Origin of the sequence: Modestobacter sp. VKM Ac-2978 (assembly GCF_026968025.1) — a bacterium.
Taxonomy (GTDB): domain Bacteria; phylum Actinomycetota; class Actinomycetes; order Mycobacteriales; family Geodermatophilaceae; genus Modestobacter.
Genome location: NZ_JAPVBP010000002.1, coordinates 666,683 through 692,873 on the forward strand (window position 1 = coordinate 666,683; position 26,191 = coordinate 692,873).

Sequence of the window (26,191 nt, forward strand, 5' to 3'; positions counted from 1 at the left end):
ACCACGGCGTGTGTCGAGTGCGGAGTGTAGGTGGGTTCCCTGTCCGGACCCTGGCAGCGCCAGCTGGGCGGATGTCGCCCGCGTAACCTGCACGGGTGCTCATCCGCTCCTTTCCCGCCGGCGCGTTCGGCACCAACTGCTACGCCGTCGCCCCCGGGGCCGGGCAGGAGTGCATCGTCGTCGACCCGGGGATGGACGCCGTCGAGCCGCTGGCCCGGATGCTGGCCGACGACGGGCTCAAGCCGGTCGCGGTCGTGCTCACCCACGGCCACCTCGACCACACCTTCTCCGTGCTGCCGGTCTGCTCCGGCTACGACATCCCCGCCTACCTGCACCCCGAGGACGCCGGCATGCTGTCGGACCCGGCGCGCTGGCACGGCCCGCAGCTCGCCCCGCTGATCACCGGCGTCCGGCTGCCCGATCCCGCCGACGTCCTGCCACTCGCCGACGGGGCGACGATCTCGCTGGCCGGCGTCGACCTCACCGTGCGGCACGCCCCGGGCCACACCCGCGGCTCGGTGGTCTTCTCCCTGGACCTGGGCGAGGCCCCCGGACTGCTCGCCGGTGACGTGCTGTTCGCCGGCTCGGTGGGCCGGGTCGACCTGCCCGGCGGGTCCTGGGAGGACATGCTCGGCTCGCTGCGCGACGTCGTCCTGCCGCTGGACGACGAGACCGTCGTCCTCCCCGGGCACGGGCCGGCCACCACGATCGGGCGCGAGCGCGCCACCAACCCGTACCTCGCGGAAGCCGCGAGTGCACCGAAGGGACGAGGACTCTGATGACCGAGCCCATGCGGGCTCCCAAGGGCACGTTCGACACGCTGCCCCCGGACTCGGCGCAGTTCCTCGCCGTCCGCGACACCCTCACCGCGCCGCTGCGGCGCGCGGGTTACGGCTACATCGAGACGCCGACGTTCGAGGACACCGCCGTCTTCTCCCGCGGGGTCGGGGAGTCCACCGACGTCGTCTCGAAGGAGATGTACACGTTCACCGACCGCGGTGGCCGGTCGCTGACGCTGCGACCCGAGCTCACCGCCGGGCTGATGCGGTCGTTCATCGAGCACCGGCTCTACTCCGGTGCGCTGCCGGTGAAGCTGTGGGCGGTCGGGTCGGCGTTCCGCTACGAGCGCCCCCAGGCCGGCCGCTACCGGCACTTCACCCAGGTCGACTGCGAGGCCCTCGGCGTCGACGACCCGGCGCTGGACGCCGAGGTCGTGGCGCTGGCGGTGCAGGGGTTCCGCGACCTGGGCCTGCGCGACTTCGAGCTGCAGCTGACCTCGCTGGGTGACGCCACCTGCCGCCCGCAGTACCGCGAGCTGCTGGTCGAGTTCCTGGCGAAGCTGGACCTGGACTCCGACACCCGGCGCCGGGCGGAGATCAACCCGCTGCGGGTGCTGGACGACAAGCGCCGCGAGGTGCAGGCCCAGCTGGATGACGCCCCGCTGATGGTCGACCACCTCTCGGACTCCACCAAGGCGCACTACGACGCCGTCCGCGAGCACCTCACCGACCTCGGGGTGGCCTGGACCGAGGCCCCGCGGCTGGTGCGCGGGCTGGACTACTACACGAAGACGACGTTCGAGCTGGTCCACTCCGGGCTCGGCTCGCAGTCGGCGATCGGCGGCGGCGGCCGCTACGACGGGCTGTCGGCCTCCCTCGGCGGGCCGGACCTCTCCGGCATCGGCTACGCCGTCGGGGTGGACCGCACGCTGCTGGCGGTGCAGGCCGAGGGGCTGGACGTCGCCACGTCGGCCGGCGTGCAGGCGTTCGTCGTCCCGCTCGGCGCGGAGGCCAAGCGGCTCGCCGTGAAGCTGGTCGGCCAGCTGCGGGAGGCCGGGGTGTCGGCCGACACCGTCTACGGCGACCGCGGGCTCAAGGGCGCGATGAAGGCCGCCGACCGGTCGGGTGCCTCGCACGCGGTGGTGCTCGGCGACCGGGACCTCGCCGAGGGGGTCGCGCAGCTGCGCGACCTGCGATCGCACGAGCAGGTCGCCGTCCCCCTGGGCGAGCTGTTCGAGCGGGTGCGTGCGACGGTGGGTGCGTGACAGTCACCGACGGCATCGCCGAGTCCGCCAACACCCCGCTCGAGACCCGCCCCCTGGGCCGGACCGGCGCCGACGTCTCCGTCGTCGGCCTCGGCACCTGGCAGCTGGGCGGTGACTGGGGGAACGTGTCCGAGGACGACGCCGCCGCGGTCCTCGACGCCGCGCTGGACGCCGGTGTCACCCTGCTGGACACCGCCGACGTCTACGGCGACGGCCGCTCCGAGGAGCGCATCCGCAAGGCGCTGGCCGCCCGCGGCGAGCGCCCCTTCGTGGCCACCAAGGCCGGCCGTCGCGCCGACCCGTTCGCGGCCGAGACCTACACCCCGGAGAACCTGCGGGCCTGGATCGACCGGAGCCGGCGCAACCTCGGCGTCGACACCCTGGACCTGGTGCAGCTGCACTGCCCGCCCCCGGCCGTCTACTCCGACGAGCGGGTCTACGAGACCCTCGACGCGCTCGTCGAGGAGCAGGCGATCGCCGCCTACGGCGTCTCGGTCGAGACCGTCGCCGAGGGCCTCACCGCCCTGCAGCACCCCGGCGTGCAGTCGATCCAGGTGATCCTCAACGTCTTCCGGCGCAAGCCGCTGGAGCAGCTGCTGCCCGCCGCCCAGCGCGCCGAGGTCGGCATCCTCGCCCGGGTGCCGCTGGCCAGCGGCCTGCTGTCGGGCAAGTACTCCACTGACACCACCTTCGCCGCCGACGACCACCGGAACTTCAACCGCAACGGTGAGGCCTTCGACGTCGGCGAGACCTTCGCCGGGGTGCCCTTCGAGGTCGGTGTCGCCGCTGCCCGCGAGGTCGCCGAGATCGCCGGCCCGGACGTCACCACCGCCGCCTTCGCGCTGCGCTGGGTGATCGACCAGCCCGGTGTCACCACCGTCATCCCGGGCGCGCGCAACGTGCAGCAGGCGCTGGGCAACGTCGCCGCCGCCTCGCTGCCGTCGCTCAGCGCCGGCCAGCTCGCCGACGTCGAGCGCGTGTACGACGAGCGCATCCGCTCCCACGTGCACGACCGCTGGTGACCGCCGCCCCGTCCCGCACCTGTTGAGAGTCCGCACCCCCTGAGAGAGGCACTACCTTGCTCCGCACCCACGACGCCGGCACGCTCCGCGCGACCGACGCCGGTTCCACGGTCACCCTCGCCGGCTGGGTCGCCCGCCGGCGCGACCACGGCGGGGTCGTCTTCCTCGACCTGCGCGACGCCTCGGGTTACGCCCAGGTCGTCGTCCGCGAGGAGGAGGCGCACGCGCTGCGCAACGAGTACTGCGTGCTCGTGACCGGCGACGTCCAGCGGCGTCCGGCCGGCAACGAGAACGCCGACCTGCCCACCGGGGAGATCGAGGTCGTCGCCAGCACGCTGCAGGTGCTCTCGGCGTCCGCGCCGCTGCCGTTCCCGATCGAGACGGCCCAGGCCGCCGGCGACGACGTCCGGTACGCCCACCGCTACCTGGACCTGCGCCGCCAGGGGCCGGCCTCGGTGCTGCGGCTGCGCAGCGAGGTCAACCGGATCGCCCGCGGCGTGATGGCCGGCCACGGGTTCACCGAGGTGGAGACGCCGTCGCTGACCCGGTCCACGCCCGAGGGGGCCCGGGACTTCGTCGTCCCGGTGCGGTTGCAGCCGGGCCACTGGTACGCCCTGCCGCAGTCGCCGCAGCTGTTCAAGCAGCTGCTGATGATCGGTGGGCTGGAGCGGTACTACCAGATCGCGCGCTGCTTCCGGGACGAGGACTTCCGCGCCGACCGGCAGCCGGAGTTCACCCAGCTGGACTTCGAGATGAGCTTCGTCGACCGGGACGACGTGCTCGCCATCGCCGAGGACGTCATCCGGGCGCTGTGGCAGGAGCTGGCCTCCTACACCGTGCCGGAGATCCCGCGGATGACCTACCGCGAGGCGATGGACCGGTTCGGCTCCGACAAGCCCGACCTGCGCTTCGGCATCGAGCTCACCGAGCTGACGTCGTACTTCGCGGAGACGCCGTTCCGGGTGTTCCAGGCGCCCTACGTCGGCGCGATCGTGATGCCCGGCGGCGGCTCGCAGCCGCGGCGGGCGTTCGACGCCTGGCAGGACTGGGCCCGCTCGCGTGGCCACAAGGGCCTGGCCTACGTGACCATCGCCGAGGACGGCACCCTCGGTGGCCCGGTCTCGAAGAACATCTCCGAGTCCGAGCGGGCCGGGCTGGTCGAGGCCGTCGGGGCTGAGCCGGGGGACTGCGTCTTCTTCGCCGCCGGGCCCCGTCGCGGTGCCCAGGAGCTGCTCGGGGCCGCGCGCAACGAGATCGCCAAGCGGCTGGAGCTCATCGAGCCCGGGTCGTGGTCGTTCCTGTTCGTCGTCGACTTCCCGATGTTCGAGGAGACCGAGGACGGCGACTGGACCTTCATGCACCACCCGTTCACCTCGCCCACCCCGGAGTGGCGGGAGCGGTTCGCCGAGGACAAGGGCGCGGCGCTGTCCGACGCCTACGACCTGGTCTGCAACGGCAACGAGCTGATGAGCGGTTCGGTCCGCATCGCCGACGCCGCGCTGCAGGAGCGGGTGTTCCAGACCCTGGGCATGACCCAGGAGGAGGCCCGGGCGCAGTTCGGCTGGTTCCTGGAGGCCTTCGACTACGGCCCGCCGCCGCACGCCGGCGCGGCGATCGGCTGGGACCGCACCGTGGCGCTGCTGGCCGGCGTCGACTCGATCCGTGAGGTCATCGCCTTCCCGAAGACCGGCGCCGGCTACGACCCGCTGACCGGTGCCCCCACCCCGATCACCGCCGCCCAGCGCACCGAGGCCGGCATCGACGTCGACCCCGACGCCGAGCCCGCACCGGGCGAGCCCGGCGCCCCCGGCCCGACCGACCCGACGAAGCCGGCCTGAGCCCCCGGGCTGGCGTTGATCATCGGCGAATGGCTGCCCGTGCCGGCGTGTCGGGCAGCCACTCGCCGATGATCAACACGGCTCGGGGCGCCAGCCGCGGCTGAGCAGGGCTCGGCGGGTCCGGTCGACGACGACGTGCGGCCGGAGCAGGTGTGACCGTGCGAACCGGAGCACCAGCCAGCCGTCCGCGGCCATCAGCGAGTACCGGTCCACGTCCCGACCGAACTGCTCGGTGTCGGCGTGCTGCCGGCCCTCGTACTCCATCAGCAGTCTCCACTTGCGGTAGCCCAGGTCGCCGTGGGCCACCTCCCGGCCCCATTGGTCGGTCACCGGCACCTGGGGTTCGGGATCGGGCAGCTCACTGACGAGCAGCCAGTACCGCATCACGCTCTCCGGTCGGGACTGGGCCAGCGGGCTCAACAGCGGCGCACAGGCCCGTGCCCGCACCACGCCCCGCACCCGGTCGGCGCGGCAGAGCCGGGCCTGGAGTCGGGCTGTGTCCAGGTGGCCGGCGCGGAGCAGGGCATCTCCCACGGCGACCAGCTCCTGCGGTGGGAGCACGGCAGCCAGGTCGAGGAACGTCTGCGCTCCCGAGGTGACCCGGAGGCCCTGGTCCAGGACCACGTCCTCGGCCGCCAGGCGTCGACCGTGGACCACAAGGCCGGCGTGCTGGGGGAGCACCCGGCGCGGGGTCAGCGCGACGTGCGGGTGGGGCGGCGGCGAGAGCTGTGCCCCCAGGAGGGCAGCGGCCGTCTGGTGGCTGACCGCGGCATCCGGCGGCAGCACGGTGGCCAGCAGCCCGAGACGCTCGCGCTCGTCGATGGCGTCGTCGAGGCGCACCACCACCCCGTGCGCCAACCGGACGTACGACGACCCACGCAGCGCCGCCCGGGTCAGACCGGCGGATCGTGCAGTGGCTGTAGTGAAGAGCTGCGGCGCCATGGACCACACCGTCCGGCCGCCCAGGCCGCCGGGGGAGGCCCGAAGCCGATCTGTGGACCCGCCAGGGCGCTGTGGACGACGTCGTCCCGACACCCCTTGGGGGAGTTGATCATCGGCATCTGGCTGGTCGACACGCCGAGTGCGGCAGCCAGACGCCGATGATCAACAGCGGCTCACCGTGAGGTCGAGGGTCAGGCGGCGTTCAGGCGGGCGAGGTGTTCCGGGGCCAGGTGCAGGGCGGCGCCGGCTGCGGAGTCGGTGATCGACTCCTGCCGTGAGGCCCCGGGGATGGGCACGACGACGTCGGCCTGGGCCAGGTGCCAGGCCAGCGTCACCCGGTACACCGAGACGCCCAGCTCGTCGGCGACGGCGCCGAACTCCGCGGCCGTCGATCCCAGCGACTTGGCGGCCGACACCCCGCCGAACGGGCTCCACGGTAGGAAGGCCAGCCCGTGCTGCGCGCAGTGCGCGAGCTCCCCGGCCGAGGACCGCCAGCCGGGGGAGAACTGGTTCTGCACGCTGAACAGCGCATCGCCCACGATCTCCCGGGCCGCGTCGATCTGGCCGACGTCGGCGTTGGAGATCCCGGCCAGCTGCACCAGCCCGTCGTCCACCAGCCCGCGGAGCGCCCCCATCGACTCCTCCCACGGCGTCTCCGGGTCGGGCCGGTGGAACTGGTACAGCCCGATCGCCTCGACGCCCAGCCGGCGCAACGAGGCCTCGCAGGCCCGGCGGAGGTAGGCGGGCGAGCCGTCGAGGCCCCACTCGGCGCCGCTCCGGGTGTGCCCGCCCTTGGTGGCCACCAGCACGTCGTCCACGGAGCCGTAGGAGGCCAGCGCGCGGGCGACCAGCTCCTCGTTGTGGCCGAAGTCCGCGTCGGTGTGCGAGTAGGCGTCGGCGGTGTCGATCAGCGTGACGCCGGCGTCCAGCGCGGCGTGCACCACGGCCGCGGCCTCGTCCGATGACGGGCGAGGGTCCTTCGTGGACAGGGGCATCGCCCCGAGCCCCACTGCGCTGACTGTCCGGTTCCCGATGCGTCGCTGCTCCATGGGACGGTCGTGCCCCCCAGGTAGCTTCGCAACCGTGACCTCCCTGTTCGACCCCGAGCCCGCCGACGGCCCGCCGCCGGTCGACCCGGGGGCTCCGCTGGCGGTCCGGATGCGGCCGCAGTCGCTGGACGAGGTGGTCGGCCAGCAGCACCTGCTCGGCCCGCGCGCCCCGCTGCGCCGGCTGGTCGAGGCCGACGAGCCGATGTCCCTGGTGCTCTACGGCCCACCGGGCACCGGGAAGACGACGCTGGCGCACGTCATCTCGTTGGCCACCCAGCGCTCCTTCGTCCAGCTGTCCGCGCTGGACTCCGGGGTCAAGGAGGTCCGCGCGGTCATCGCGAACGCCAAGCGCGAGCTGACCCACGCCGGCCGGCGCACCGTGCTGTTCATCGACGAGGTGCACCGCTTCTCCAAGACCCAGCAGGACTCGCTGCTGTCCGCGGTCGAGGACCGGATCGTGAGCCTGATCGCCGCGACCACCGAGAACCCGTTCTTCTCCGTCGTCAGCCCGCTGCTGTCGCGCAGCCTGGTGCTGGCGCTGCAGTCGCTGGACGACGAGGACGTGCGCACGGTGCTGCGCCGGGCGCTGACCAGCGAACGCGGGCTGGACGGCGCCGTGACGCTGACCGCCGAGGCCGAGGAGCACCTGCTGCGGGTGGCCGGCGGCGACGCCCGCAAGGCGCTGACCGCGCTGGAGAGCGGCGCCGGCGCGGCCCGAGCGGCCGGCTCCGACGTCCTGGACCTGGCCACCCTGGAGACGGCGGTCGCCCAGGCCGCAGTGCGCTACGACCGCTCCGGCGACCAGCACTACGACATCGCCAGTGCGCTGATCAAGAGCATCCGGGGCAGCGACGTCGACGCGGCGCTGCACTACCTGGCGCGGATGGTGGAGGCGGGTGAGGACCCCCGCTTCATCGCCCGCCGGCTGGTGATCTCCGCGAGCGAGGACATCGGGATGGCCGACCCGACCGCGCTGCTCACCGCGGTCGCCGCCGCCGATGCGGTCGCCTTCATCGGCATGCCGGAGGGGCACTTCCCGCTGGCACAGGCCGTCGTCCACCTGGCCACCGCACCGAAGTCCAACGCGATCACCACGGCGATGGGGGAGTCGGTCGCCGACGTGCGCGCCGGGCTGGCCGGTCCGGTGCCGGCCGGGCTGCGCGACGCGCACTACGCGGGGGCGAAGAAGCTCGGGCACGGGAAGACCTACGTCTACCCGCACGCCCACCCCGACGGCGTCGTCCCGCAGCAGTACCCGCCCGACGCGCTGGTCGGCCGCGACTACTACCGCCCGACCGGGCGCGGGGTGGAGGCGCAGATCGGTGCGCGGCTGGCCAAGCTCCGCGCGATCGTCCGCCGCCGCAGCTGAGCCGCACGAGCGGGCGTCGTCGGTGGCGGCGGATAGGGTGACCCGACCGGTGGGCTGCCACCGCGAACGTGCACGAGACGACGAAGGGGACCCTCGAGTGTCTGCAGGAGAGTGGGCCGGGCTGATCGCAGCCGGTGCCTTGGTGCTGCTGGTGGTGCTGGTGGCGGTGCCGCTGCTCAAGCTCGGGCGCACCCTGGACGAGACCACGCTGACCATCCGCCAGGTCCGGGAGCAGAGCCAGCCGATCCTGAGCCAGGCGTCGACGACGGTCACCCACGTCAACGCCAACCTCGAGCGGGTCGACGACATCACCGGCAACGCCGCGAACGTCTCCAGCAACGTCGCCGCCCTCACCAGCGTGTTCGCCGCCACCCTCGGCAGCCCGCTGATCAAGGTCGCCGCCTTCAGCTACGGGGTCCGCAGCGCCGCCCGCAAGAAGCGGGAGGGCCAGGCCGTCGCCGACGCCCAGCGCTCCGCCCGTGAGGACCGTCGCAACCGGCGCGCAGCCCGGCGGGCCGCCTGATGCGCCGGCTGTTCTGGCTGGCCATGGGGATCACCATCGGTGCCCTCGTCGTCCGCAAGCTGACCAAGACCGCGGAGAAGCTCACCCCGCAGGGCATCGCCGGCCAGCTCGCCGAGGGCTTGCGGGAGCTGGCCGACGCGATCGGTGACTTCGGCGCCGACGTCCGCGCCGCCGCCGCGCTGCGGGAGGACGAGCTGCGTGCCGGCACGGGGCTCGACGCCCCGCTGCCCGACAGCGGCCAGGTCTCCCTGCCCGACGCGCTGCCCCGCCGCGGCGCCCACGCCGCGGACAGCTGAACCACCTCCTCTCCGGGCGCCGCCCCTGCGCCCACCCCGCGCTGAAGGACCGAGACCACCCGCATGCAGACCGCCGAGATCCGCCGCCGCTTCCTGGAGCACTTCGAGAGGCGGGGGCACACCGTCGTCCCGAGCGCCTCGCTGGTGTCGCCCGACCCCTCGCTGCTGTTCACGGTGGCCGGGATGGTGCCCTTCATCCCGTACCTGACCGGCCGTGAGCCGGCGCCGTACCCACGCGCGACCAGCGTGCAGAAGTGCGTCCGCACCCTCGACATCGAGGAGGTGGGCAAGACCACCCGGCACGGCACGTTCTTCCAGATGAACGGCAACTTCTCCTTCGGCGACTACTTCAAGGCCGAGGCGATCCAGTTCGCCTGGGAGCTGGTGACGGGCCGGGTCGACGACGGCGGCCTGGGGCTGGACGCCGAGCGGATCTGGCCGACGGTCTACCTGGACGACGACGAGGCCTTCGACGCCTGGCGGGCCTACGTCCCGGCCGAGCGCATCCAGCGCCGCGGCAAGGACGACAACTACTGGTCCACCGGTGCGGCCGGCCCGGCCGGGCCCTGCTCGGAGATCCACTACGACCGCGGGCCGGAGTACGGCCCCGACGGCGGGCCTGAGGCCGATCCCACCGGCGACCGGTTCCTGGAGATCTGGAACCTGGTCTTCATGCAGTTCGAGCGGGGCCCGGGGGAGGGCAAGGAGTTCCCGATCCTCGGTGACCTGCCGAAGAAGAACATCGACACCGGCATGGGTCTGGAGCGGGTGGCGTTCCTGCTCCAGGGCGTCGACAACATGTACGAGATCGACCAGGTCGCCCCGGTGCTGCACCGGGCCGCGGCCCTCGCCGGGGTGCGCTACGGCGCCGACCACGAGGCGGACGTGCGACTGCGGGTGGTCGCCGACCACGTGCGCAGCGGCCTGATGCTCATCGGCGACGGTGTGACCCCGGGCAACGAGGGGCGGGGCTACATCCTGCGCCGGCTGCTGCGCCGCGCGGTCCGCTCGATGAAGCTGCTCGGGGTCGAGGAGGCGTCGCTGCCGGAGCTGCTGCCGGTCTCCCGCGACGCGATGGGCCCCAGCTACCCCGAGCTGGCCACCGACTTCGCCCGCATCTCCGGGATCGCCTATGCCGAGGAGGAGGCGTTCCGGCGCACCCTCACCGCCGGCACGGCGCTGTTCGACACCGCCGTCGGCCAGGCCAGGAAGGCGGGCACCCCGGCCCTGTCGGGGGAGCAGGCCTTCTCGTTGCACGACACCTACGGCTTCCCGATCGACGTGACCCTGGAGATGGCCGCCGAGCAGGGCGTCCGGGTCGACGAGGAGGGCTTCCGCGCCCTGATGAGGGAGCAGCGGGACCGGGCTCGCGCCGACGCCCGTGCCAAGCGCACCGGCGCGGTCGACGTGCTGGCCTACCGGCGGCTGCTGGGCGAGCACGGGCCCACCGACTGGCGGGCCTACGACACCCTGCGCACCGACTCCCGGGTGCTCGGCGTGGTCGACGAGTCCGACACCGACGGTGAACCGGTCGTCGGCGCGGGCGCGGTCACCCGGGTCGTGCTGGACCGGACGCCCTTCTACGCGGAATCCGGCGGTCAGGTCGCCGACGCCGGCGAGCTGACCTGGGACGGCGGCCGGGCCGAGGTCATCGACGTCCAGCGCCCGGTCAAGGGCCTGGTCGCCCACCAGGTGCGGGTGCTCGAGGGAGAGCTGCGGGCCGGCACCGAGCTCACCGCCCAGGTCGACCGCGAGTGGCGGCTCTCGGCCTGCCAGGCGCACTCCGGCACGCACGTGGTGCACGCGGCCCTGCGCCAGGTGCTGGGCCCGCAGGCACTGCAGTCCGGGTCGTACAACCGGCCGGGCTACCTGCGACTGGACTTCGCCTGGCAGGGGGCACTGTCCGCCCAGCAGCGGATCGACGTCGAGGACGTCGCCAACGCCGCCGTCCGCGCCGACCACGGGGTCCGCGCGCTCTACATGACGCTGCCGGAGGCGCGGGAGTTCGGTGCGCTGGCGCTGTTCGGGGAGACCTACGGCGAGCAGGTCCGCGTCGTGGAGATCGGCGGCGAGTGGTCCCGCGAGCTCTGCGGTGGCACCCACGTCCACGGCAGCGCCCAGATCGGCACCCTCGCGCTGACCGGCGAGAGCTCGGTCGGCTCCGGGGCCCGCCGGGTGGAGGCCGCCGTGGGCCTGGAGGGCTTCCGGTACCTGGCGCGCGAACGCGACCTGGTCCGCCAGCTGGCCGACCTGCTCAAGACCCCGCAGGACGGGATCGCCGACCGGGTGAGCGGCATGCTCGAGCGGCTGCGGGAGGCCGACAAGGAGCTGGCGGACCTGCGCGCCCGGCAGACCCTGGCCGCCGCCGGTGACCTGGCCGCCGGCGCCCGCGACCTCGGTGGGGTGGCCGTCGTGACCGGCGCACCGGCCGGGCTGTCCGGTGGCGACCTGCGCAGCCTCGCCCTGGACGTGCGCGGCCGGCTCGGTGAGCGGCCGTCGGCCGTGTTGCTGGCCTCCGCCGCGGACGGCAAGGTGGCCCTGGTGGCCACCGTGAACCCGGCGGCCCAGCAGCAGGGCCTGTCGGCGAACGACCTGCTGCGGGCGGCAGCGCCGGCCGTGGGTGGTCGCGGTGGTGGCAAGGCCGACGTGGCGCAGGGTGGCGGTACCGATCCCTCCGGCATCCCTGCGGCCCTCGCGGCCGTCGAGCAGACGATCGGAGCGGCCACGACGTGAGCGAGGCGTCCGACGGGCCCGGCACCGGGCCGGTGGAGGGGCAGACCAGACGGTCCGGTCGCCCGCCGGTGCCGCCCGCCGCGCCGCCGGAGGACGCCGCGCCCGCGCGGGACGGCACCGGGAACGACGGCACCGAGCACGACGGCCAGCACCGCACCGAGCGGGTGACGTTCCCGGTCCCCGGGCCCGGTGGGCGAGCCGCCGCACCGCCGGCCACCGTCGAGCAGCCTGCCGCTCGGCCGCCGGAGACCGGCCGGCTGCACCTCGGTGGCTACCCGCCCCGGGTGCCCGGGGCCGCCCGCCGCGAGGCCGCGCCGCCGCACGACGGTGCCCGCGATGACGACTGAGGGGAGCGGGCCCGCCTGGGTGCCCGGCCGCAGACTCGGCGTCGACGTCGGGACCGTCCGCGTCGGGCTCGCGCTCTCCGACGCCACCGGCATGCTGGCCAGCCCGTTGGAGACGGTCCGGCGCGCCAAGGACCAGCGCGACCTGGACCACCTCGCTGAGCTGGTTGTGACACACGAGGTGGTCGAGGTAGTTGTGGGATTGCCAAAGCATTTGTCCGGAGCGTCGGGCGCGTCGGCAAGAGATGCCAGTGCATACGCTGAAGCCCTGGCCAGTCGCATCGGGAACGTCCCGGTGCACCTCGTCGACGAGAGGCTCTCCACAGTGACCGCAGCGAGTCACCTGCGCGCCGGCGGCATCGATGCCCGCCACCAGCGCTCGGTGATCGACCAGGCGGCTGCCGTGGTGATCCTGCAGAGCCATCTCGACGAGCGACGACGCACTGGCCCCGACCTCAGGGGGCGCCACTCGTGACGGACCCGACCCAGCCGCACGCGAGCGGCCGCCACTCCGACGCCGACGCCGGCTCCGGACGCCCTGCAGCCGAGTTCCTGGCCGCCTGGGCGGGCGCCGCGACCCTGCAGCTCCCCGACGACCCGGCCGACGCCACCCTGCGACCGCGCCGACGCCGCCGGCACGCCCCGGACACCGGTGCCCAGGTCAGCGCGGCAGGCGGTGGCGTCGACGTGGCCGACGTGGAGATCACCGGGCTGGCCGCCTCCGGCATCGCCGATGCCGGCCTCGCGGCCGCCGGCCTCGACATGAGCGCCTTCGACCTCGGTCGGCGGAACTCGACCGCAGCGGCCCCCAGGGGTCTGGGTCCGGGTGGGTTCGTCCCCGGCGCACGGGCCCGCGAGGTCACCGTGCCGCAGACCGCCGAGATGCCCGCCGTACCGCCGGCCGTCCCGACCATCGGGGGAGCCGCGCGCGGCGCCGGTCCGGCCGCCGCCCGGCGCCTCCCGGCCCCTCGGCCGTCCACCGAGCCCACCACCGCCGACCACGTCCGGGCGGACCGGTTCGCCGACGCCGGGACCGACCCTGGTTGGCTGTCGGCAGCCAACCGTCCCGTCCCCGGGCCGGTTGGACCGTCGTCGGTCCCGACGAGCGGGCCCTCCGGTGCGCTGGCCGGGCTCGTGACCGGGCAGGGCGGCGCCGAGGTGCACACCGCACCTCGGGACACGCCTGTCGACGAGCCGGCGACGGTGGTGCACGCTGCACTGACCGTCGACGGCGCCGACCCGGACGAGGAGCGCTGGCGGATGGTCTCCGAACGGCACGGGAGCGATGAGGGCGACCTCGACCCCGCCCATCACGACCCGCACGACGACGGTGCCTTCGCGTCGGCGTCCCCGCAGACCGGCGGCCTCGACGTCGTCGGCGGCGGTGACCACGACGAGCACCACGACGAGTACTACGACGGACACGACGACGGCGGTGTCGGCGGCGGTCGTCGCGGGCGCGGTGGACGCGGCCGTCGCCGGGGCCCGATGGTCGTCGGCCTCTCCCTGGTCGTCCTGGCCGCGCTGATGGCCGGGATCTTCGTCGGCGGCAAGGCCCTCTGGGACCGGGTCAACCCGGTGGCGGAGGACTACCCGGGGGCCGGCACCGGCGAGGTCGACGTCCGGGTGGAGCCGGGCGACTCGCTGCGCGCCATCGGCACCACGCTCGTGGAGGCCGACGTCATCGCCTCGGTGGCGCCGTTCACCGAGGCGGCCGAGGCCAACCCGGCCGCGACCGGCATCCAGCCCGGCGTCTACCGGCTGCGCCAGCAGATGTCCGGGCAGGCCGCGCTGGACCTGCTGCTGGACCCGGCGTCCCGCCAGGTCACCCGGGTCACCCTGCCCGAGGGCCTGCGGGTCACCCAGGTGCTGCAGCGACTGGCCGACGAGAGCGGTCTGCCGCTCGCGGAGCTGGAGGCCGCCGCCGCCGACCCGGCCCAGCTGGGGCTGCCCGCCTACGCCAACGGCCTGCTGGAGGGCTTCCTCTTCCCGGCCACCTACGACATAGAGCCCGGCGAGACCGCGGTCGAGGTGCTCAGCGAGATGGTGGCGCGCACCGATCAGGTGCTCACCGACCTGCAGATCCCGGTGGAGCAGCGGCTCACGGCGCTGACCAAGGCGAGCCTGGTCCAGGCTGAGGCCGGCTCGGTCGAGGACATGGGCAAGGTCGCCCGGGTGCTGGAGAACCGGCTGGCCGACGGCATGCCGCTGCAGCTGGACACCACGGTGAACTACGCCAACGACAAGGCCGGGATCACCACCAGCGCCGAGGACCGCGCCAACCCCTCCCTCTACAACACCTACGTCCACCCGGGCCTGCCGCCCGGCGCCATCAACAACCCGGGGGAGGAGGCGCTGCGCGCGGTGCTCGCCCCGACCCCTGGTGACTGGCGCTTCTTCGTGGTGGTCGACCCCGACACCGGGGAGACCCGGTTCGCCGCGACCGGCGCCGAGCACCAGCAGAACGTGCTGCTGTTCCAGCAGTGGCTGCGGGACAACCCGGGCAATTGACGCACCGTCGCGCCCCGGTCCGGCCGGCATGAGGGCAGCTGTCCTCGGCCGGCCGGTCGGGCACTCGTTGTCGCCCCTGCTCCACCGGGCGGCCTACGCCGCGCTCGGGCTGGACGACTGGAGCTACGACGCCCTGGACGTCGGGGCCGAGGACCTGCCGGTGCTGCTGGCCGGGCTGGGCCCGGAGTGGCGGGGCTTCTCGGTGACCATGCCGTGCAAGCAGGCGGCGGTGGCGGTGGCCGACGAGGTCGACCAGCTGCCGCGCCTGCTGGGCGCGGCGAACACCCTGCTGCGCACCGACGCCGGCTGGCGCGCGGAGAACACCGACGTCACCGGCGTGGGCATGGCCCTCCAGCTGGGCGGTGTCGAGCGGGTCGAGCACGCCGCCGTCCTCGGGGCCGGGGGGACGGCGGCCGCAGCGGCCACCGCGCTCGCCTCCCTCGGTGCCCAGCAGGTGGACGTCGTGGTCCGGGAGCCTGCGCGGGCCGGTGACCTGCTGCGGGTGCTCGGCGCCCTCGGGGTGAGCGCCGACGTCCAGCGGCTGGACCGCACCGGCACGCTCACCGCACCGGTGGTGGTGAGCACGGTCCCGGCCTCCGGTCAGGCGGCCGTCGCCGACCTCACCTGGTGGCGCGGGCAGACGGTGCTGGACGTGCTCTACGCCGGTTGGCCGACGCCGCTCGCCCAGCGCGTACAGGCGGCGGGGGGCCGGACCATCAGCGGCTTGGAGGTGCTGTTCTGGCAGGCGACCGCCCAGGTCGAGCTGATGACCGGTCATCCGGCGCCGATCGAGGCCATGCGCGCCGCGCTGGACGCCTGACCGCACCCCGGTGACCGGGCTGCTCACCGTTGCCGCCGCCGTCCTCGGCCTGCTGCTCGGCCCGTGGCTGGCCACCACCACGGTGCGGCTGGCCGAGCGTGACCGTGCGGCGCGTCCGTCGTCCCGGCGGGTGGTGGGCACGGCGGTCGTCACGGCGGCGGCGCTCGCCGCCGCGCCCGCCCTCGCCGGACCGCGGCCGGCCACCGTCGCCCTCGCCTGGTTCGGCGCGGCCGCCGTGGTGCTGGCCGGGGTGGACCTCGCCCGGCACCGGCTGCCCGACCGGGTCGTCTTCCCGGCGGCCGCGGTCGGCGTCCTCGCGTTGGCCGTGGACGCCGCCGTGCTGGGCACCTGGCCCGCGCTGGGCCGGGCCGTCACAGCCGCCGCGGTGGCCTGGGGGCTGGGCACCGTCGCCCGGCTGGTGCAGCCCGGCGGGTTCGGCGGCGGCGACGTGAAGCTGCTCGGCCTGCTCGGTCTGCTGCTGGGCTGGGTGGGCTGGGGCGTGCTGCTGGCCGGGGTGCTGGCCGGCTTCGTGCTCGGTGCGCTGGGCGCGCTGCTGCTCATCGCGCTGGGGCGGGCCGGCTGGCGCACGGCCGTGGCGTTCGGCCCGCCGCTGCTGGGCGGCGCCTACGTCGCCCTGGCGCTGGCCGCGCCGCTGCCGTGAGGCCCCCGCCCCGGGGCCCGTCCCCGGCCCGCGGCGGACGGCGGGAGAGGGGGTCCTTCTAGAATCGCCGGCATGTTGCGCTGGTTGACCGCAGGTGAGTCGCACGGTCAACAGCTCACCGCCATCCTGGAGGGGCTGCCCGCCGGGGTGCGGGTGCAGACCGCCGACCTCGACGCCCAGCTCTCCCGCCGCCGGCTCGGCCACGGCCGGAGTGCACGGATGAGCTTCGAGGAGGACGTCGTCACCCTCACCGGCGGCGTCCGGCACGGGGTGACCCAGGGCGGACCGATCGCCGTCCAGGTCGGCAACACCGAGTGGCCGAAGTGGCAGAGCGTCATGGCCGCCGACCCGGTCGACGCGGAGGTGCTGGAGGGGCAGGCGCGCAACGCCCCGCTCACCCGCCCCCGGCCCGGCCACGCCGACCTCGCCGGCATGCAGAAGTACGGCTTCGACGACGTCCGCCCGGTGCTGGAGCGGGCCAGCGCGCGGGAGACCGCCGCCCGCGTGGCGCTGGGCACCGTGGCGCAGGCGTTCCTGCACCAGGTGCTCGGCGTGCGGGTGGTCAGCCACGTGGTGGGGATCGGGCCGGTCACCGTCCCCGACGGGGTGCTGCCCGGCCCGGAGGACAACCCGCGGCTGGACGAGGACCCGGTGCGCTGCGCCGACCCGGCCACCAGCGCGCGGATGACCGCCGAGATCGACGACGCCCGCAAGGCCGGCGACACCCTGGGCGGCGTGATCGAGGTCGTCGTCCACGGCCTGCCGCCGGGCCTGGGCAGCCACGTCCACTGGGACCGCCGGCTGGACTCCCGGCTGGCCGGGGCGCTGATGGGCGTGCAGTCGGTCAAGGCGGTCGAGGTCGGTGACGGGCTGGAGACCGCCCGCCGGCGCGGCTCGGTCGCCCACGACGAGATCGAGCTGGACGGGGGCGAGCTCCGCCGGCTCACCGACCGGGCCGGCGGTGTCGAGGGCGGCATGACCAACGGCGAGGTGCTGCGGGTGCGCGCCGCGATGAAGCCGATCAGCACCGTGCCGCGCGCGCTGGCCACGATCGACACCGCCACCGGCGAGGCCGCGGTCGCGATCAACCAGCGCAGCGACGCCTGCGCGGTGCCGCGCGGCAGCGTGGTGATGGAGGCGATGGTCGCCCTGGTGCTCGCCGACGCGGTGCTGGAGAAGTTCGGTGGTGACTCCGTGCCGGAGACCCGCCGCAACGTCCAGGGGTACCTCGACGCCCTCACCTACCGATGAGCGGGACCGGCCCCGCGCTGGTCGTGGTCGGCCCGCCGGCGTCGGGCAAGTCGACGGTGGGCGCGGCGGTCGCCCAGGCCCTGGGCCTGCCGTTCCGGGACACCGACGCCGACGTGGAGGCCCAGGCCGGGACGACGGTGGCCGACCTCTTCGTCCAGCAGGGCGAGCCGCACTTCCGGGCGCTGGAGGAGCAGGCCGTGGCCCGGGCGATGGCCGAGCACGACGGGGTGCTGGCCCTCGGCGGCGGTGCGGTCACCAGCGCGGCCACCCGGGAGCGGCTGGTCGCCCACGGCCGGGCCGGCCGGGCGGTCGTCTGGCTGGACGTCGACGTCACCTCGGCGGCCAAGCGGGTGGGGCTGTCCCGGGACCGGCCGCTGCTGGCGGTCAACCCACGCGCCATGCTGCGGACCATGCTGGAGACCCGCGCCCCGCTCTACGCCGAGGTCGCCACCGCGACCGTCGTCACCTCGGCCCGTCCGGTGGAGGACGTGGTGGCCGACGTGCTCACCGCCGTCGGGGCGGGCACCCCGTGACCGCCCAGCGGATCACCGTCGGCGGTGACCGGCCCTACGACGTGCTCATCGGCGCGGGCGTGCAGGCGCAGCTCGGTCTGGTGCTCGACGGCACCGCCCGCGCGGCCGTGGTGCACAGCCGGGCGCTGGCGGCCGCGGCCGGTGCCGCGGTCGAGACGCTGCAGCAGGCGGGGGTCGCCGCCGAGGCGGTCGTCGTCCCCGACGGCGAGGCCGCGAAGACCGCCGAGGTCGCCGCCGGCGCCTGGGAGGAGTTCGGCCGGCTGGGGCTCACCCGGTCCGACGCTGTGGTGGGCATCGGTGGGGGAGCGGTCACCGACCTGGCCGGCTTCCTGGCCGCCACCTGGACCCGCGGGATCCGGGTGGTGCAGGTGCCGACCAGCCTGCTGGCGATGGTGGACGCCGCGGTCGGCGGCAAGACCGGCATCAACACCGCCGCCGGCAAGAACCTGGTCGGCGCCTTCCACCCACCGGCCGCCGTGCTGGCCGACACCGATGCGCTGGCCGACCTGCCCGCGGCGGAGTTCCGGTCCGGGCTGGCCGAGGTGGTCAAGTGCGGGTTCATCGCCGACGGGCGCATCCTCGAGCTGCTGGCGGCCGATCCCACCGGCCGGGCCGACACCGCCGAGCTGATCGCCCGCGCCGTGCAGGTCAAGGCCGATGCCGTGGCCGACGACCTCTACGACACCGGACGCCGGGAGTTCCTCAACTACGGCCACACCCTGGGGCACGCGATCGAGCGGGTCGAGGACTTTGGCTGGCGGCACGGGGAGGCCGTGGCGGTGGGGCTGCTGTTCGACGCCGAGCTGGCCTGCCAGGCCGGGCGGCTGTCCCGCGCCGACGCCGACCGGCACCGTGAGCTGGTCGCCGCCCTGGGGCTGCCGACCACCTACCGGGGCGACTGGGCGCAGCTGCAGTCGGTGATGCGGGTGGACAAGAAGGCCCGCGGTGCCTCGCTGCGCTTCGTCGTCCTCGACGGGCTGGGCGCCCCGGCCATCCTGACCGATCCCGACCAGGCCTGGCTGGACGCCGCCTGGGCAGCCGTGAACGGAGACCGTGCATGACGATCCAGGTGCTCAACGGCGCCAACCTCGGCCGGCTCGGCACCCGCGAGCCCGAGGTCTACGGCACGACCACGCATGCCGAACTGGTGCAGCTGATCGAGGCCGCCGCCGCCGAGCTGGGGCTGGACGTCGTCGTCCGGCAGACCGACTCCGAGGGCGAGCTGCTCGGCTGGGTGCACGACGCCACCGACGCCGGCGACCCGGTGGTGATCAACCCCGGCGGGTGGTCGCACACCTCCGTCGTCCTGCGCGACGCGCTGGCCGCCGTCCCCGCCCCGGTGGTGGAGGTGCACATCAGCAACGTGCACACCCGCGAGCCGTTCCGGCACCATTCGTACGTCTCCGCCGTCGCCGACGGGGTGATCGTCGGGCTCGGCGTGCAGGGCTACGAGCTGGCGCTGCGCCACCTGGCCGCGCGGGGTGCACGATGACCCGGCCCGAGGCCGGGCGCCGGGACCGGCTGCGCGCCACCGCCGCCTCGGCCGGGCTGGACGCCGTCCTGGTCACCGACCTGCTCAACGTCCGGTACCTGACCGGCTTCACCGGCTCCAACGGGGCGCTGCTGCTGCGCGTGGACGGGGCCGACGTGTTCGGCACCGACGGCCGGTACACCACCCAGGCCGGCACCCAGGTGCCCGACGTGGAGCTGCTGGTCGACCGCGCCACGATGCCCGCCCTGGCCCGGGCCGCGCGCACCGGCGGGGCGACCCGGCTGGGCTTCGAGTCCCACGTGGTCACCGTCGACGAGCTGCGCGGCCTCGAGCGGCTGCTCGGTGAGGACGGCGCGGCCGTGGAGCTGGTGAGCGTCCGGCGGGCGGTCGAGGCGCTGCGGGCGATCAAGGACGAGGATGAGGTGGAGGCGCTCCGCCGGGCCTGCGCGGTCGCCGACGCCGCACTCGCCGAGCTGGCCGCCGAGGGTGCGCTGCGGCCCGGGCGCACCGAGCTGCAGGTGGGCCGGGAGCTGGACGCCCGGATGCTCGCCCTGGGTGCCGAGGCGCCGAGCTTCGAGACGATCGTGGCGACCGGGGCGAACTCGGCCATCCCGCACCACCGGCCCGACTCCACCGAGCTGGTTGCGGGCGACTTCCTCAAGCTCGACTTCGGGGCCACCGTCGACGGCTACCACTCCGACATGACCCGCACCCTCGTGCTGGGCCACGCCGCCGACTGGCAGCGCGAGGTGTACGAGCTGGTGGCGGCCTCGCAGGCGGCCGGCCGTGCGGCCCTCGCGGTGGGTGCCGAGGTGACTGCGGTGGACGCCGCGGCCCGCGACGTCATCGTCGCCGCCGGGCACGGTGAGCACTTCACCCACGGCCTCGGGCACGGTGTCGGCCTGGAGATCCACGAGGCTCCGGGCATCTCGGCGCTGGGCGCAGGTACCCTGGCCGCTGGCATGGCCGTCACCGTGGAACCAGGCGTGTACCTGCCCGGCCACGGCGGTGTCCGGATCGAGGACACCTTGATCGTCACGGACGACGAGCCCGAGTTGTTGACCCTCACGAGCAAGGAACTGCTGGTCCTCTAGATGGCTACCACCAACGACCTCAAGAACGGCACCGTCCTCAACCTGGACGGCCAGCTGTGGACCGTCACCGACTTCCAGCACGTGAAGCCGGGCAAGGGCGGCGCCTTCGTCCGCACGACCTTGAAGAACGTGCTCTCCGGCAAGGTCGTCGACCGGACGTTCAACGCCGGCACGAAGGTCGAGACGGCGAACGTCGACAAGCGGTCGATGACGTACCTCTACCAGGACGGCGCCGACTACGTCTTCATGGACGGCGACACCTTCGACCAGATCCCGGTCTCGGCCGCGACGCTGGGGAGCGGGGCCGACTACCTGCTGGAGAACACCGAGGTCACCGTGGCGGTGCACGACGGCACCCCGCTGTACGTCGAGCTGCCGGTGACCCTGGAGCTGGTCGTGCAGCACACCGACCCGGGCCTGCAGGGCGACCGCTCCACCGGTGGCACCAAGCCGGCGACCCTGGAGACGGGGGCGGAGATCCAGGTGCCGCTGTTCATCACCACCGGCGAGAAGCTGAAGGTCGACACCCGCGACGGTCGCTACCTCGGCCGGGTCAGCTGACCTCGTGGCAGCCCGTTCCAAGGCGCGCAAGCGCGCGGTCGACGTCCTCTACGAGGCCGACCTGCGTTCCAGTGACCCGCTGGAGGTCCTGCGCGACCGCGTCGCCGACGGCAACCCGCCGGTGCCCGAGCACGCCGTCCGGCTGGTCGAGGGCGTCGTCGGGCAGCAGGCCCGGATCGACGAGCTGATCGAGGAGCACGCCTCCGGCTGGTCGCTCGACCGGTTGCCCGACGTCGACCGGGCCATCCTGCGGATGGCGGTCTACGAACTGCTGTGGGTCGACGACGTCCCCGACGCGGTGGTGATCGACGAGGCGGTGGAGCTGGCCAAGGCGCTGTCCACGGACGACTCGCCGGCCTACGTGAACGGAGTGCTCGGCGGCATCGTCCGCGCCGAGATCCCCACCTGACATCCGAACCAGAGGAGGCCCGCTCCGGCTCCGGAGCGGGCCTTTCGCGCTCCTGACGCTGCCCTCGTCTGCGACCGGCGAACTGTCGGGTGGATCTGACAGCCTCCGAGGGTGAACACCTTCCAGGCACTGGCGGTGTCGATCTTGGCCGTTCTGCCGGGAGCGTCGTACACCTTCGCTTACGAGCGGCTCGCGGGCGCCTATGGCGTAAGCCTCGCCGACCGCTTGATCCGGTTTCTCGCGGCATCCGCCATCTTCCATGCCTTCCTCATCGGGCCCGAGCTGCAGCTGTATCGGGTGTGGATCGACTCCGGGAGACTCGGGCGAGGCGAAGTCAACGCATGGCAACTCGAGGGCGTCGCTGTTGTCTACGTCGTCCTGCCGACGTTGGTGGGCAGCCTGGTGGGGTACGGCCGGAAGAAGCGGTGGCGCTGGGTAAGGGTCTTGACCGGGTCTTCGCCCGAGCCGCGTGCGTGGGACCACGTCTGGACGCAGCCAGAACGCACAAGCGTGGTCCGGCTCAAGCTCAAGTCTGGGCCCTGGTTGGCGGGCTTCTTCGGGAACGTCGAGGGAGCGCCGCAGTCCTATGCCGCCGGCTACCCGGAGGCGGCGGACCTCTTCCTCAGCCTCCAGGTGCAAGTCGACCGCGACACCGGCGAGTTCATCACCGACGACAACGGTTCGTTCCAGCCTGTTGAAGGACGAAGCTCCTTGCTCATACGCTGGGAAGAAGTCGAGTACGCCGACATCGTGGAGGTCTGATGGCAGGGCCAGGGAAGGCTCCCTCGCGGGAGACGAAAGAGCTCAAGCACTCAGGCTTTGACAAGAAGGGCGGGTACCCCAGCACAGGGCGCGTCATCTCGGCAATGCCCAAGGCGCCCAAGGGCCCCGCGCCTGGCGCACCCACTTCGAGCACTCAGGCCAAGAAGTGACGTGATGGCTGGGTTCCACCTATAGAGCGCGCCTGCCTCGTGAGGGCGTCGCGGCCCGCCCGGACCGTCGGTCCTCCATGAGCGCTGACATACGCAGAGGCCCCGCCCGCTGAGCGGGTGGGGCCTCTTTGCGTTGGTCGGGTCAGCGCGGAGCGCGGCGGCGGTCGCCCCAGTTCGCCTCGTCGTCGTCCTCGGTGGCGTAGCCGACGCCGTCGGCGCCCGGGGAGAGCACACCCCACTCGATGAGCCGGGTGGTCAGCTCGTCGGGGCTCATGTCGTAGATGATCGCCAGCGACTTGAGGTCCTCGGCGCGGATCGAGAGCACCTTGCCGTTGTAGTCGTGTCGCTGCGCCTGGATGGTCGAGGCGTAGCGGGCCAGCGGGCCGGCCTCGTCGGCGGGCAGCGAGCCCAGCGACTCCAGGTTGAGCACGATCTTGGTGCTCTTGGTGACCGCGGAGCTCGGCCGCGGGTCGGGCAGCAGCTCGGAGACGGGGACGCCGTAGAAGACGGCCAGCTCGGACAGCCGCTGCACGGTGACCGCACGGTCGCCGCGCTCGTAGGAGCCGACGACGACGGCCTTCCACCGGCCGTGGGACTTGTCCTCCACGCCCTGCAACGACAGCCCTTGCTGGTTGCGGATGGCCCGCAGGCGGGCGCCCAGCGCCCTGGAGTAGTCGGTGCTCATGACCTCTGCTCACTGACTGTCGTCGGTAGGGAACGGTTCTGGTGACGCAGAGTACTGGTACAGCCCGCGCGGCGACAGTCCGGGCGCCCCCAACGAGTCAGATCCCGTTCACATGGCCGCCTCCCGGGCGCGATGCGGGTCACCTGCGCCGGTGCAGTACCGTCGTCGCCGGTCCCACTCGCCGTCGGCCGATCCGGCCGGCGGCGCAGATCTCCTTTAACGACCCGTCCCGTGAGGCGGGGAAGGAGGCTTGATGACCATGTCATCAGAGCTGCCCGCACCACCGCCCACCGAGCCTTCCGCCGGTGGCCCCCCGCCGTTGCTGGGCGCGGACGACGTCGCCCGGGTGGTCGACCGGATCGCCCACCAGCTGATCGAGCGGGCCGCGAGCGCCTCGGCCGCCGGTGCCTCCGACGGTGGCCTCGCCGACCTGGTGCTCGTCGGCATCCCCACCCGCGGCGCCCCGCTGGCCCGCCGGCTGGCCGCCCGGATCGAGGCGTTCAGCGGCACGGCGGTCGACGTCGGCACCGTCGACATCACCCTCTACCGCGACGACCTGCGGCTGCGCGGGGTCCGTGCGCTGGAGGACACCCGGCTGCCGGGGGCCGGGGTCGACGGCCGGCTGGTGGTGCTCGTCGACGACGTCCTGTTCTCCGGCCGGTCGGTGCGCGCCGCCCTGGACGCACTGCGTGACCTCGGCCGCCCCCGCGCGGTGCAGCTGGCGGTGCTGGTCGACCGCGGCCACCGAGAGCTGCCGATCCGGGCCGACTACGTGGGCAAGAACGTGCCGACCTCCCGCACCCAGTCGGTGAAGGTGCACCTGGCCGAGGTCGACGGGCTCGACGAGGTCCTGCTGACCGAGGGGGCGGACGCGTGAAGCGGCACCTGCTGGAGGCCGGGGACCTGGACCGGGCCGACGCGACCCTCGTCCTGGACACCGCCGGCCAGATCGAGTCGGCGCTCGCCGGCCGGGAGGTCAAGAAGCTCCCCACCCTGCGTGGGCGCACCGTGGTCAACCTCTTCTACGAGGACTCCACCCGCACCCGGATCTCCTTCGAGCTGGCGGCCAAGCGGCTCTCCGCCGACGTCATCAACTTCTCCGCCAAGGGCAGCAGCGTCTCCAAGGGCGAGAGCCTCAAGGACACCGCGCTGACCTTGGAGGCGATGGGCAGCGACGCGATCGTCATCCGGCACCAGGCCTCCGGCGCCCCGCACCGGCTGGCGCAGTGGGTGAAGGGCAGCGTCGTGAACGCCGGCGACGGCACCCACGAGCACCCGACCCAGGCGCTGCTGGACGCCTACACGATCCGGCAGCGGCTGGGCCGGCTCGACGGGGTGCGGGTGGTCCTCGTCGGCGACGTGCTGCACAGCCGGGTGGCCCGCTCCAACGTCTGGCTGCTGTCCACGCTGGGCGCCGAGGTCACCCTGGTCGCGCCGCCGACGCTGCTCCCCGTGGGGGTGGGCAGCTGGCCGGTGCAGGTCAGCTACGACCTGGACGCCGTCCTGTCCAAGGCCGACGTGGTGATGATGCTGCGGGTGCAGGCCGAGCGGATGAACGCCTCGTTCTTCCCCAGCGCCCGCGAGTACAGCCGCCGCTACGGCCTGGACGCCCGCCGGATGGCGGTGCTGCCGGACGACGCGATCGTCATGCACCCCGGCCCGATGAACCGCGGCATGGAGATCGCCGCCGAGGTGGCCGACTCGCCCCGCTCCACGATCGTCGACCAGGTCGGCAACGGCGTGAGCGTCCGCATGGCCGTCCTGTACCTGCTGTTGGGAGGGGCTCCCGAATGAGTCTGCTGATCACGAACGCCCGCCCGTACGGCGAGGACGCCGTCGACATCCGCATCGAGGACGGCCGGATCGCCGCGATCGGCCCGGGTCTGGAGGCCGACGGCGCCCAGGTGGTCGACGCGGCCGGGCTGGTCGCGCTCCCCGGCCTGGTCGACCTGCACACCCACCTGCGCGAGCCGGGCCGGGAGGACGCCGAGACGGTCGAGACCGGCAGCCGGGCGGCGGCGCTCGGCGGGTTCACCGCGGTGCACGCGATGGCCAACACCGACCCGGTCGCCGACACCGCCGGCGTGGTCGAGCAGGTCTGGCGGCTGGGCCAGGAGGCCGGGCTGGTCGACGTCGTCCCGGTCGGGGCGGTCACCGTCGGCCTGCGCGGGGAGCGGCTGGCCGAGCTCGGCGCGATGGCCGACTCCGCCGCCCGCGTGCGGGTGTTCTCCGACGACGGGCACTGTGTCGCCGACCCGGCGCTGATGCGCCGCGCCCTGGAGTACGTCAAGGCGCTGGACGGCGTCGTCGCCCAGCACGCCGAGGAGCCCCGGCTCACCGTGGGCGCCCAGATGAACGAGGGCGACCGCTCGGCCCGGCTCGGGCTGGTCGGCTGGCCGGCCGCGGCCGAGGAGGCGGTGATCGCCCGCGACGTGCTGCTGGCCGGGCACGTCGGCGCCCGGCTGCACGTCTGCCACGTCTCGACGGCGGGTTCGGTGGACATCCTGCGCTGGGCGAAGTCACGGGGGGTCCAGGTGACCGCCGAGGTCACCCCGCACCACCTGCTGCTCACCGACCAGTGCGCGGAGACCTACGACCCGGTGTTCAAGGTGAACCCGCCGCTGCGCAGCGACACCGACGTCCAGGCGCTCCGGACGGGGCTGGCCGACGGCACGATCGACGCCGTCGCCACCGACCACGCGCCGCACGCGGTGGAGGACAAGGAGAGCGAGTGGGCCTCGGCCCGCCCGGGGATGCTCGGCCTGGAGCAGGCGCTCTCGATCGTCGTGCAGACCATGGTCGAGCCCGGGCTGCTCGACTGGCGCGGCGTCGCCGACCGCATGTCGGTCCGACCGGCGGCCATCGGCCGTCTGGACGGGCACGGCCGCCCGCTCGCCGTCGGCGAGCCGGCCAACCTGCTGCTGCTGGACCCCACGCACCGGGCCACCGTCGACCCGGCCGCGCTGGCCAGCCGCAGCCGCAACAGCCCCTATGCCGGCCGGGAGCTCCCCGGCCGGGTGGTCGCCACGTTCCTGCGGGGCGCGGCGACCGTGCTCGACGGAAAGGCACAGAAGTGAGCGAG

27 protein-coding genes are annotated in these 26,191 nt (G+C 73.9%); 24 read left to right on the forward strand and 3 right to left on the reverse strand.

Annotation, left to right across the window (positions count from 1 at the left end; genetic code table 11):
* The first annotated feature begins 95 nt into the window (after positions 1–95).
* From O2W53_RS07010 to aspS, 4 genes are read left to right on the forward strand one after another with little or no spacing between them, the layout of a single operon-like run.
* Entirely contained in the window at positions 96–779 is a 684-nt protein-coding gene (locus O2W53_RS07010) for an MBL fold metallo-hydrolase (protein ID WP_269162278.1), read from the forward strand.
* Complete coding sequence (gene hisS, locus O2W53_RS07015) at positions 779–2,044, forward strand: histidine--tRNA ligase (RefSeq protein ID WP_269162279.1); 1,266 nt, start codon at positions 779–781, stop codon at positions 2,042–2,044. The genes O2W53_RS07010 and hisS overlap by 1 nt, the downstream gene beginning before the upstream one ends.
* On the forward strand, positions 2,041–3,066 hold the full coding sequence (locus O2W53_RS07020) for an aldo/keto reductase (RefSeq protein ID WP_269162280.1): 1,026 nt from the start codon (positions 2,041–2,043) through the stop codon (positions 3,064–3,066). Before hisS ends, O2W53_RS07020 begins: the two co-directional genes overlap by 4 nt.
* Before the next feature lie 56 nt (positions 3,067–3,122).
* A complete protein-coding gene (aspS, locus tag O2W53_RS07025; protein WP_269162281.1) occupies positions 3,123–4,904 on the forward strand; it encodes an aspartate--tRNA ligase in 1,782 nt (593 codons plus the stop codon).
* 72 nt (positions 4,905–4,976) lie between these two features.
* On the opposite strand, the gene O2W53_RS07030 is transcribed toward aspS, so the two are convergent.
* Both O2W53_RS07030 and O2W53_RS07035 read right to left on the reverse strand, forming a co-directional pair.
* A complete protein-coding gene (locus O2W53_RS07030) occupies positions 4,977–5,846 on the reverse strand; it encodes a DUF559 domain-containing protein (protein ID WP_269162282.1) in 870 nt (289 codons plus the stop codon).
* 191 nt (positions 5,847–6,037) lie between these two features.
* A complete protein-coding gene (locus O2W53_RS07035; RefSeq protein WP_269162283.1) occupies positions 6,038–6,895 on the reverse strand; it encodes an aldo/keto reductase in 858 nt (285 codons plus the stop codon).
* 34 nt (positions 6,896–6,929) lie between these two features.
* Between O2W53_RS07035 and O2W53_RS07040 the strand changes: the two genes are divergently transcribed.
* From O2W53_RS07040 to O2W53_RS07120, 17 genes are all read left to right on the forward strand, one after another.
* On the forward strand, positions 6,930–8,264 hold the full coding sequence (locus O2W53_RS07040; RefSeq protein WP_269162284.1) for a replication-associated recombination protein A: 1,335 nt from the start codon (positions 6,930–6,932) through the stop codon (positions 8,262–8,264).
* A gap of 97 nt (positions 8,265–8,361) precedes the next feature.
* Positions 8,362–8,787: a DUF948 domain-containing protein gene (locus O2W53_RS07045; protein WP_269162285.1), complete on the forward strand. Its 426-nt coding sequence runs from the start codon at positions 8,362–8,364 to the stop codon at positions 8,785–8,787.
* On the forward strand, positions 8,787–9,083 hold the full coding sequence (locus O2W53_RS07050; protein ID WP_036334195.1) for a hypothetical protein: 297 nt from the start codon (positions 8,787–8,789) through the stop codon (positions 9,081–9,083). Before O2W53_RS07045 ends, O2W53_RS07050 begins: the two co-directional genes overlap by 1 nt.
* A gap of 63 nt (positions 9,084–9,146) precedes the next feature.
* Entirely contained in the window at positions 9,147–11,816 is a 2,670-nt protein-coding gene (alaS, locus tag O2W53_RS07055) for an alanine--tRNA ligase (protein WP_269162286.1), read from the forward strand.
* Positions 11,813–12,163 (forward strand): hypothetical protein, encoded by a 351-nt coding sequence (locus O2W53_RS07060; protein ID WP_269162287.1) that lies wholly within the window; start codon positions 11,813–11,815, stop codon positions 12,161–12,163. The genes alaS and O2W53_RS07060 overlap by 4 nt, the downstream gene beginning before the upstream one ends.
* On the forward strand, positions 12,153–12,635 hold the full coding sequence (gene ruvX, locus O2W53_RS07065) for a Holliday junction resolvase RuvX (protein WP_269162288.1): 483 nt from the start codon (positions 12,153–12,155) through the stop codon (positions 12,633–12,635). Before O2W53_RS07060 ends, ruvX begins: the two co-directional genes overlap by 11 nt.
* The gene (mltG, locus tag O2W53_RS07070) at positions 12,632–14,671 is read left to right on the forward strand and encodes an endolytic transglycosylase MltG (RefSeq protein WP_269162289.1); all 2,040 of its coding nucleotides are present in this window, start codon (positions 12,632–12,634) and stop codon (positions 14,669–14,671) included. Before ruvX ends, mltG begins: the two co-directional genes overlap by 4 nt.
* Before the next feature lie 28 nt (positions 14,672–14,699).
* Positions 14,700–15,491, forward strand: a complete 792-nt coding sequence (locus tag O2W53_RS07075; RefSeq protein ID WP_269162290.1) for a shikimate dehydrogenase — start codon at positions 14,700–14,702, stop codon at positions 15,489–15,491.
* A 10-nt stretch (positions 15,492–15,501) separates the two neighbouring features.
* Complete coding sequence (locus O2W53_RS07080; protein ID WP_269162291.1) at positions 15,502–16,152, forward strand: prepilin peptidase; 651 nt, start codon at positions 15,502–15,504, stop codon at positions 16,150–16,152.
* Positions 16,153–16,224: 72 nt separating this feature from the next.
* Positions 16,225–17,403, forward strand: a complete 1,179-nt coding sequence (aroC, locus tag O2W53_RS07085) for a chorismate synthase (protein WP_269162292.1) — start codon at positions 16,225–16,227, stop codon at positions 17,401–17,403.
* Positions 17,400–17,936 carry a shikimate kinase gene (locus O2W53_RS07090; protein ID WP_269162293.1) on the forward strand — a complete coding sequence of 179 codons (537 nt, stop codon included), beginning with the start codon at positions 17,400–17,402 and terminating at the stop codon, positions 17,934–17,936. The genes aroC and O2W53_RS07090 overlap by 4 nt, the downstream gene beginning before the upstream one ends.
* Positions 17,933–18,997: a 3-dehydroquinate synthase gene (aroB, locus tag O2W53_RS07095; protein WP_269162294.1), complete on the forward strand. Its 1,065-nt coding sequence runs from the start codon at positions 17,933–17,935 to the stop codon at positions 18,995–18,997. Before O2W53_RS07090 ends, aroB begins: the two co-directional genes overlap by 4 nt.
* On the forward strand, positions 18,994–19,428 hold the full coding sequence (gene aroQ, locus O2W53_RS07100; protein WP_036335050.1) for a type II 3-dehydroquinate dehydratase: 435 nt from the start codon (positions 18,994–18,996) through the stop codon (positions 19,426–19,428). The genes aroB and aroQ overlap by 4 nt, the downstream gene beginning before the upstream one ends.
* A complete protein-coding gene (locus O2W53_RS07105) occupies positions 19,425–20,522 on the forward strand; it encodes a M24 family metallopeptidase (RefSeq protein ID WP_269162295.1) in 1,098 nt (365 codons plus the stop codon). The genes aroQ and O2W53_RS07105 overlap by 4 nt, the downstream gene beginning before the upstream one ends.
* Complete coding sequence (gene efp, locus O2W53_RS07110) at positions 20,523–21,083, forward strand: elongation factor P (protein WP_269162296.1); 561 nt, start codon at positions 20,523–20,525, stop codon at positions 21,081–21,083.
* Positions 21,084–21,087: 4 nt separating this feature from the next.
* Positions 21,088–21,492: a transcription antitermination factor NusB gene (nusB, locus tag O2W53_RS07115; protein WP_269162297.1), complete on the forward strand. Its 405-nt coding sequence runs from the start codon at positions 21,088–21,090 to the stop codon at positions 21,490–21,492.
* Between the two features lie 111 nt (positions 21,493–21,603).
* Positions 21,604–22,254, forward strand: coding sequence for a DUF6338 family protein (locus O2W53_RS07120; RefSeq protein ID WP_269162298.1), 651 nt, complete (start codon positions 21,604–21,606; stop codon positions 22,252–22,254).
* A gap of 312 nt (positions 22,255–22,566) precedes the next feature.
* Here O2W53_RS07120 and bldD read toward each other — a convergent pair whose 3' ends face one another.
* Positions 22,567–23,109 (reverse strand): transcriptional regulator BldD, encoded by a 543-nt coding sequence (gene bldD / locus O2W53_RS07125; protein ID WP_052091032.1) that lies wholly within the window; start codon positions 23,107–23,109, stop codon positions 22,567–22,569.
* A gap of 253 nt (positions 23,110–23,362) precedes the next feature.
* Here bldD and pyrR point away from each other — a divergent pair, with 253 nt between their 5' ends.
* Genes pyrR through O2W53_RS07140 form a run of 3 tightly spaced genes read left to right on the forward strand, consistent with a single transcriptional unit; the run spans position 23,363 to position 26,186 of the window.
* A complete protein-coding gene (pyrR, locus tag O2W53_RS07130; RefSeq protein ID WP_269162299.1) occupies positions 23,363–23,986 on the forward strand; it encodes a bifunctional pyr operon transcriptional regulator/uracil phosphoribosyltransferase PyrR in 624 nt (207 codons plus the stop codon).
* Positions 23,983–24,903 (forward strand): aspartate carbamoyltransferase catalytic subunit, encoded by a 921-nt coding sequence (locus O2W53_RS07135; RefSeq protein WP_269162300.1) that lies wholly within the window; start codon positions 23,983–23,985, stop codon positions 24,901–24,903. Before pyrR ends, O2W53_RS07135 begins: the two co-directional genes overlap by 4 nt.
* Positions 24,900–26,186: a dihydroorotase gene (locus O2W53_RS07140; protein ID WP_269162301.1), complete on the forward strand. Its 1,287-nt coding sequence runs from the start codon at positions 24,900–24,902 to the stop codon at positions 26,184–26,186. Before O2W53_RS07135 ends, O2W53_RS07140 begins: the two co-directional genes overlap by 4 nt.
* The last annotated feature ends 5 nt before the right edge of the window (positions 26,187–26,191 follow it).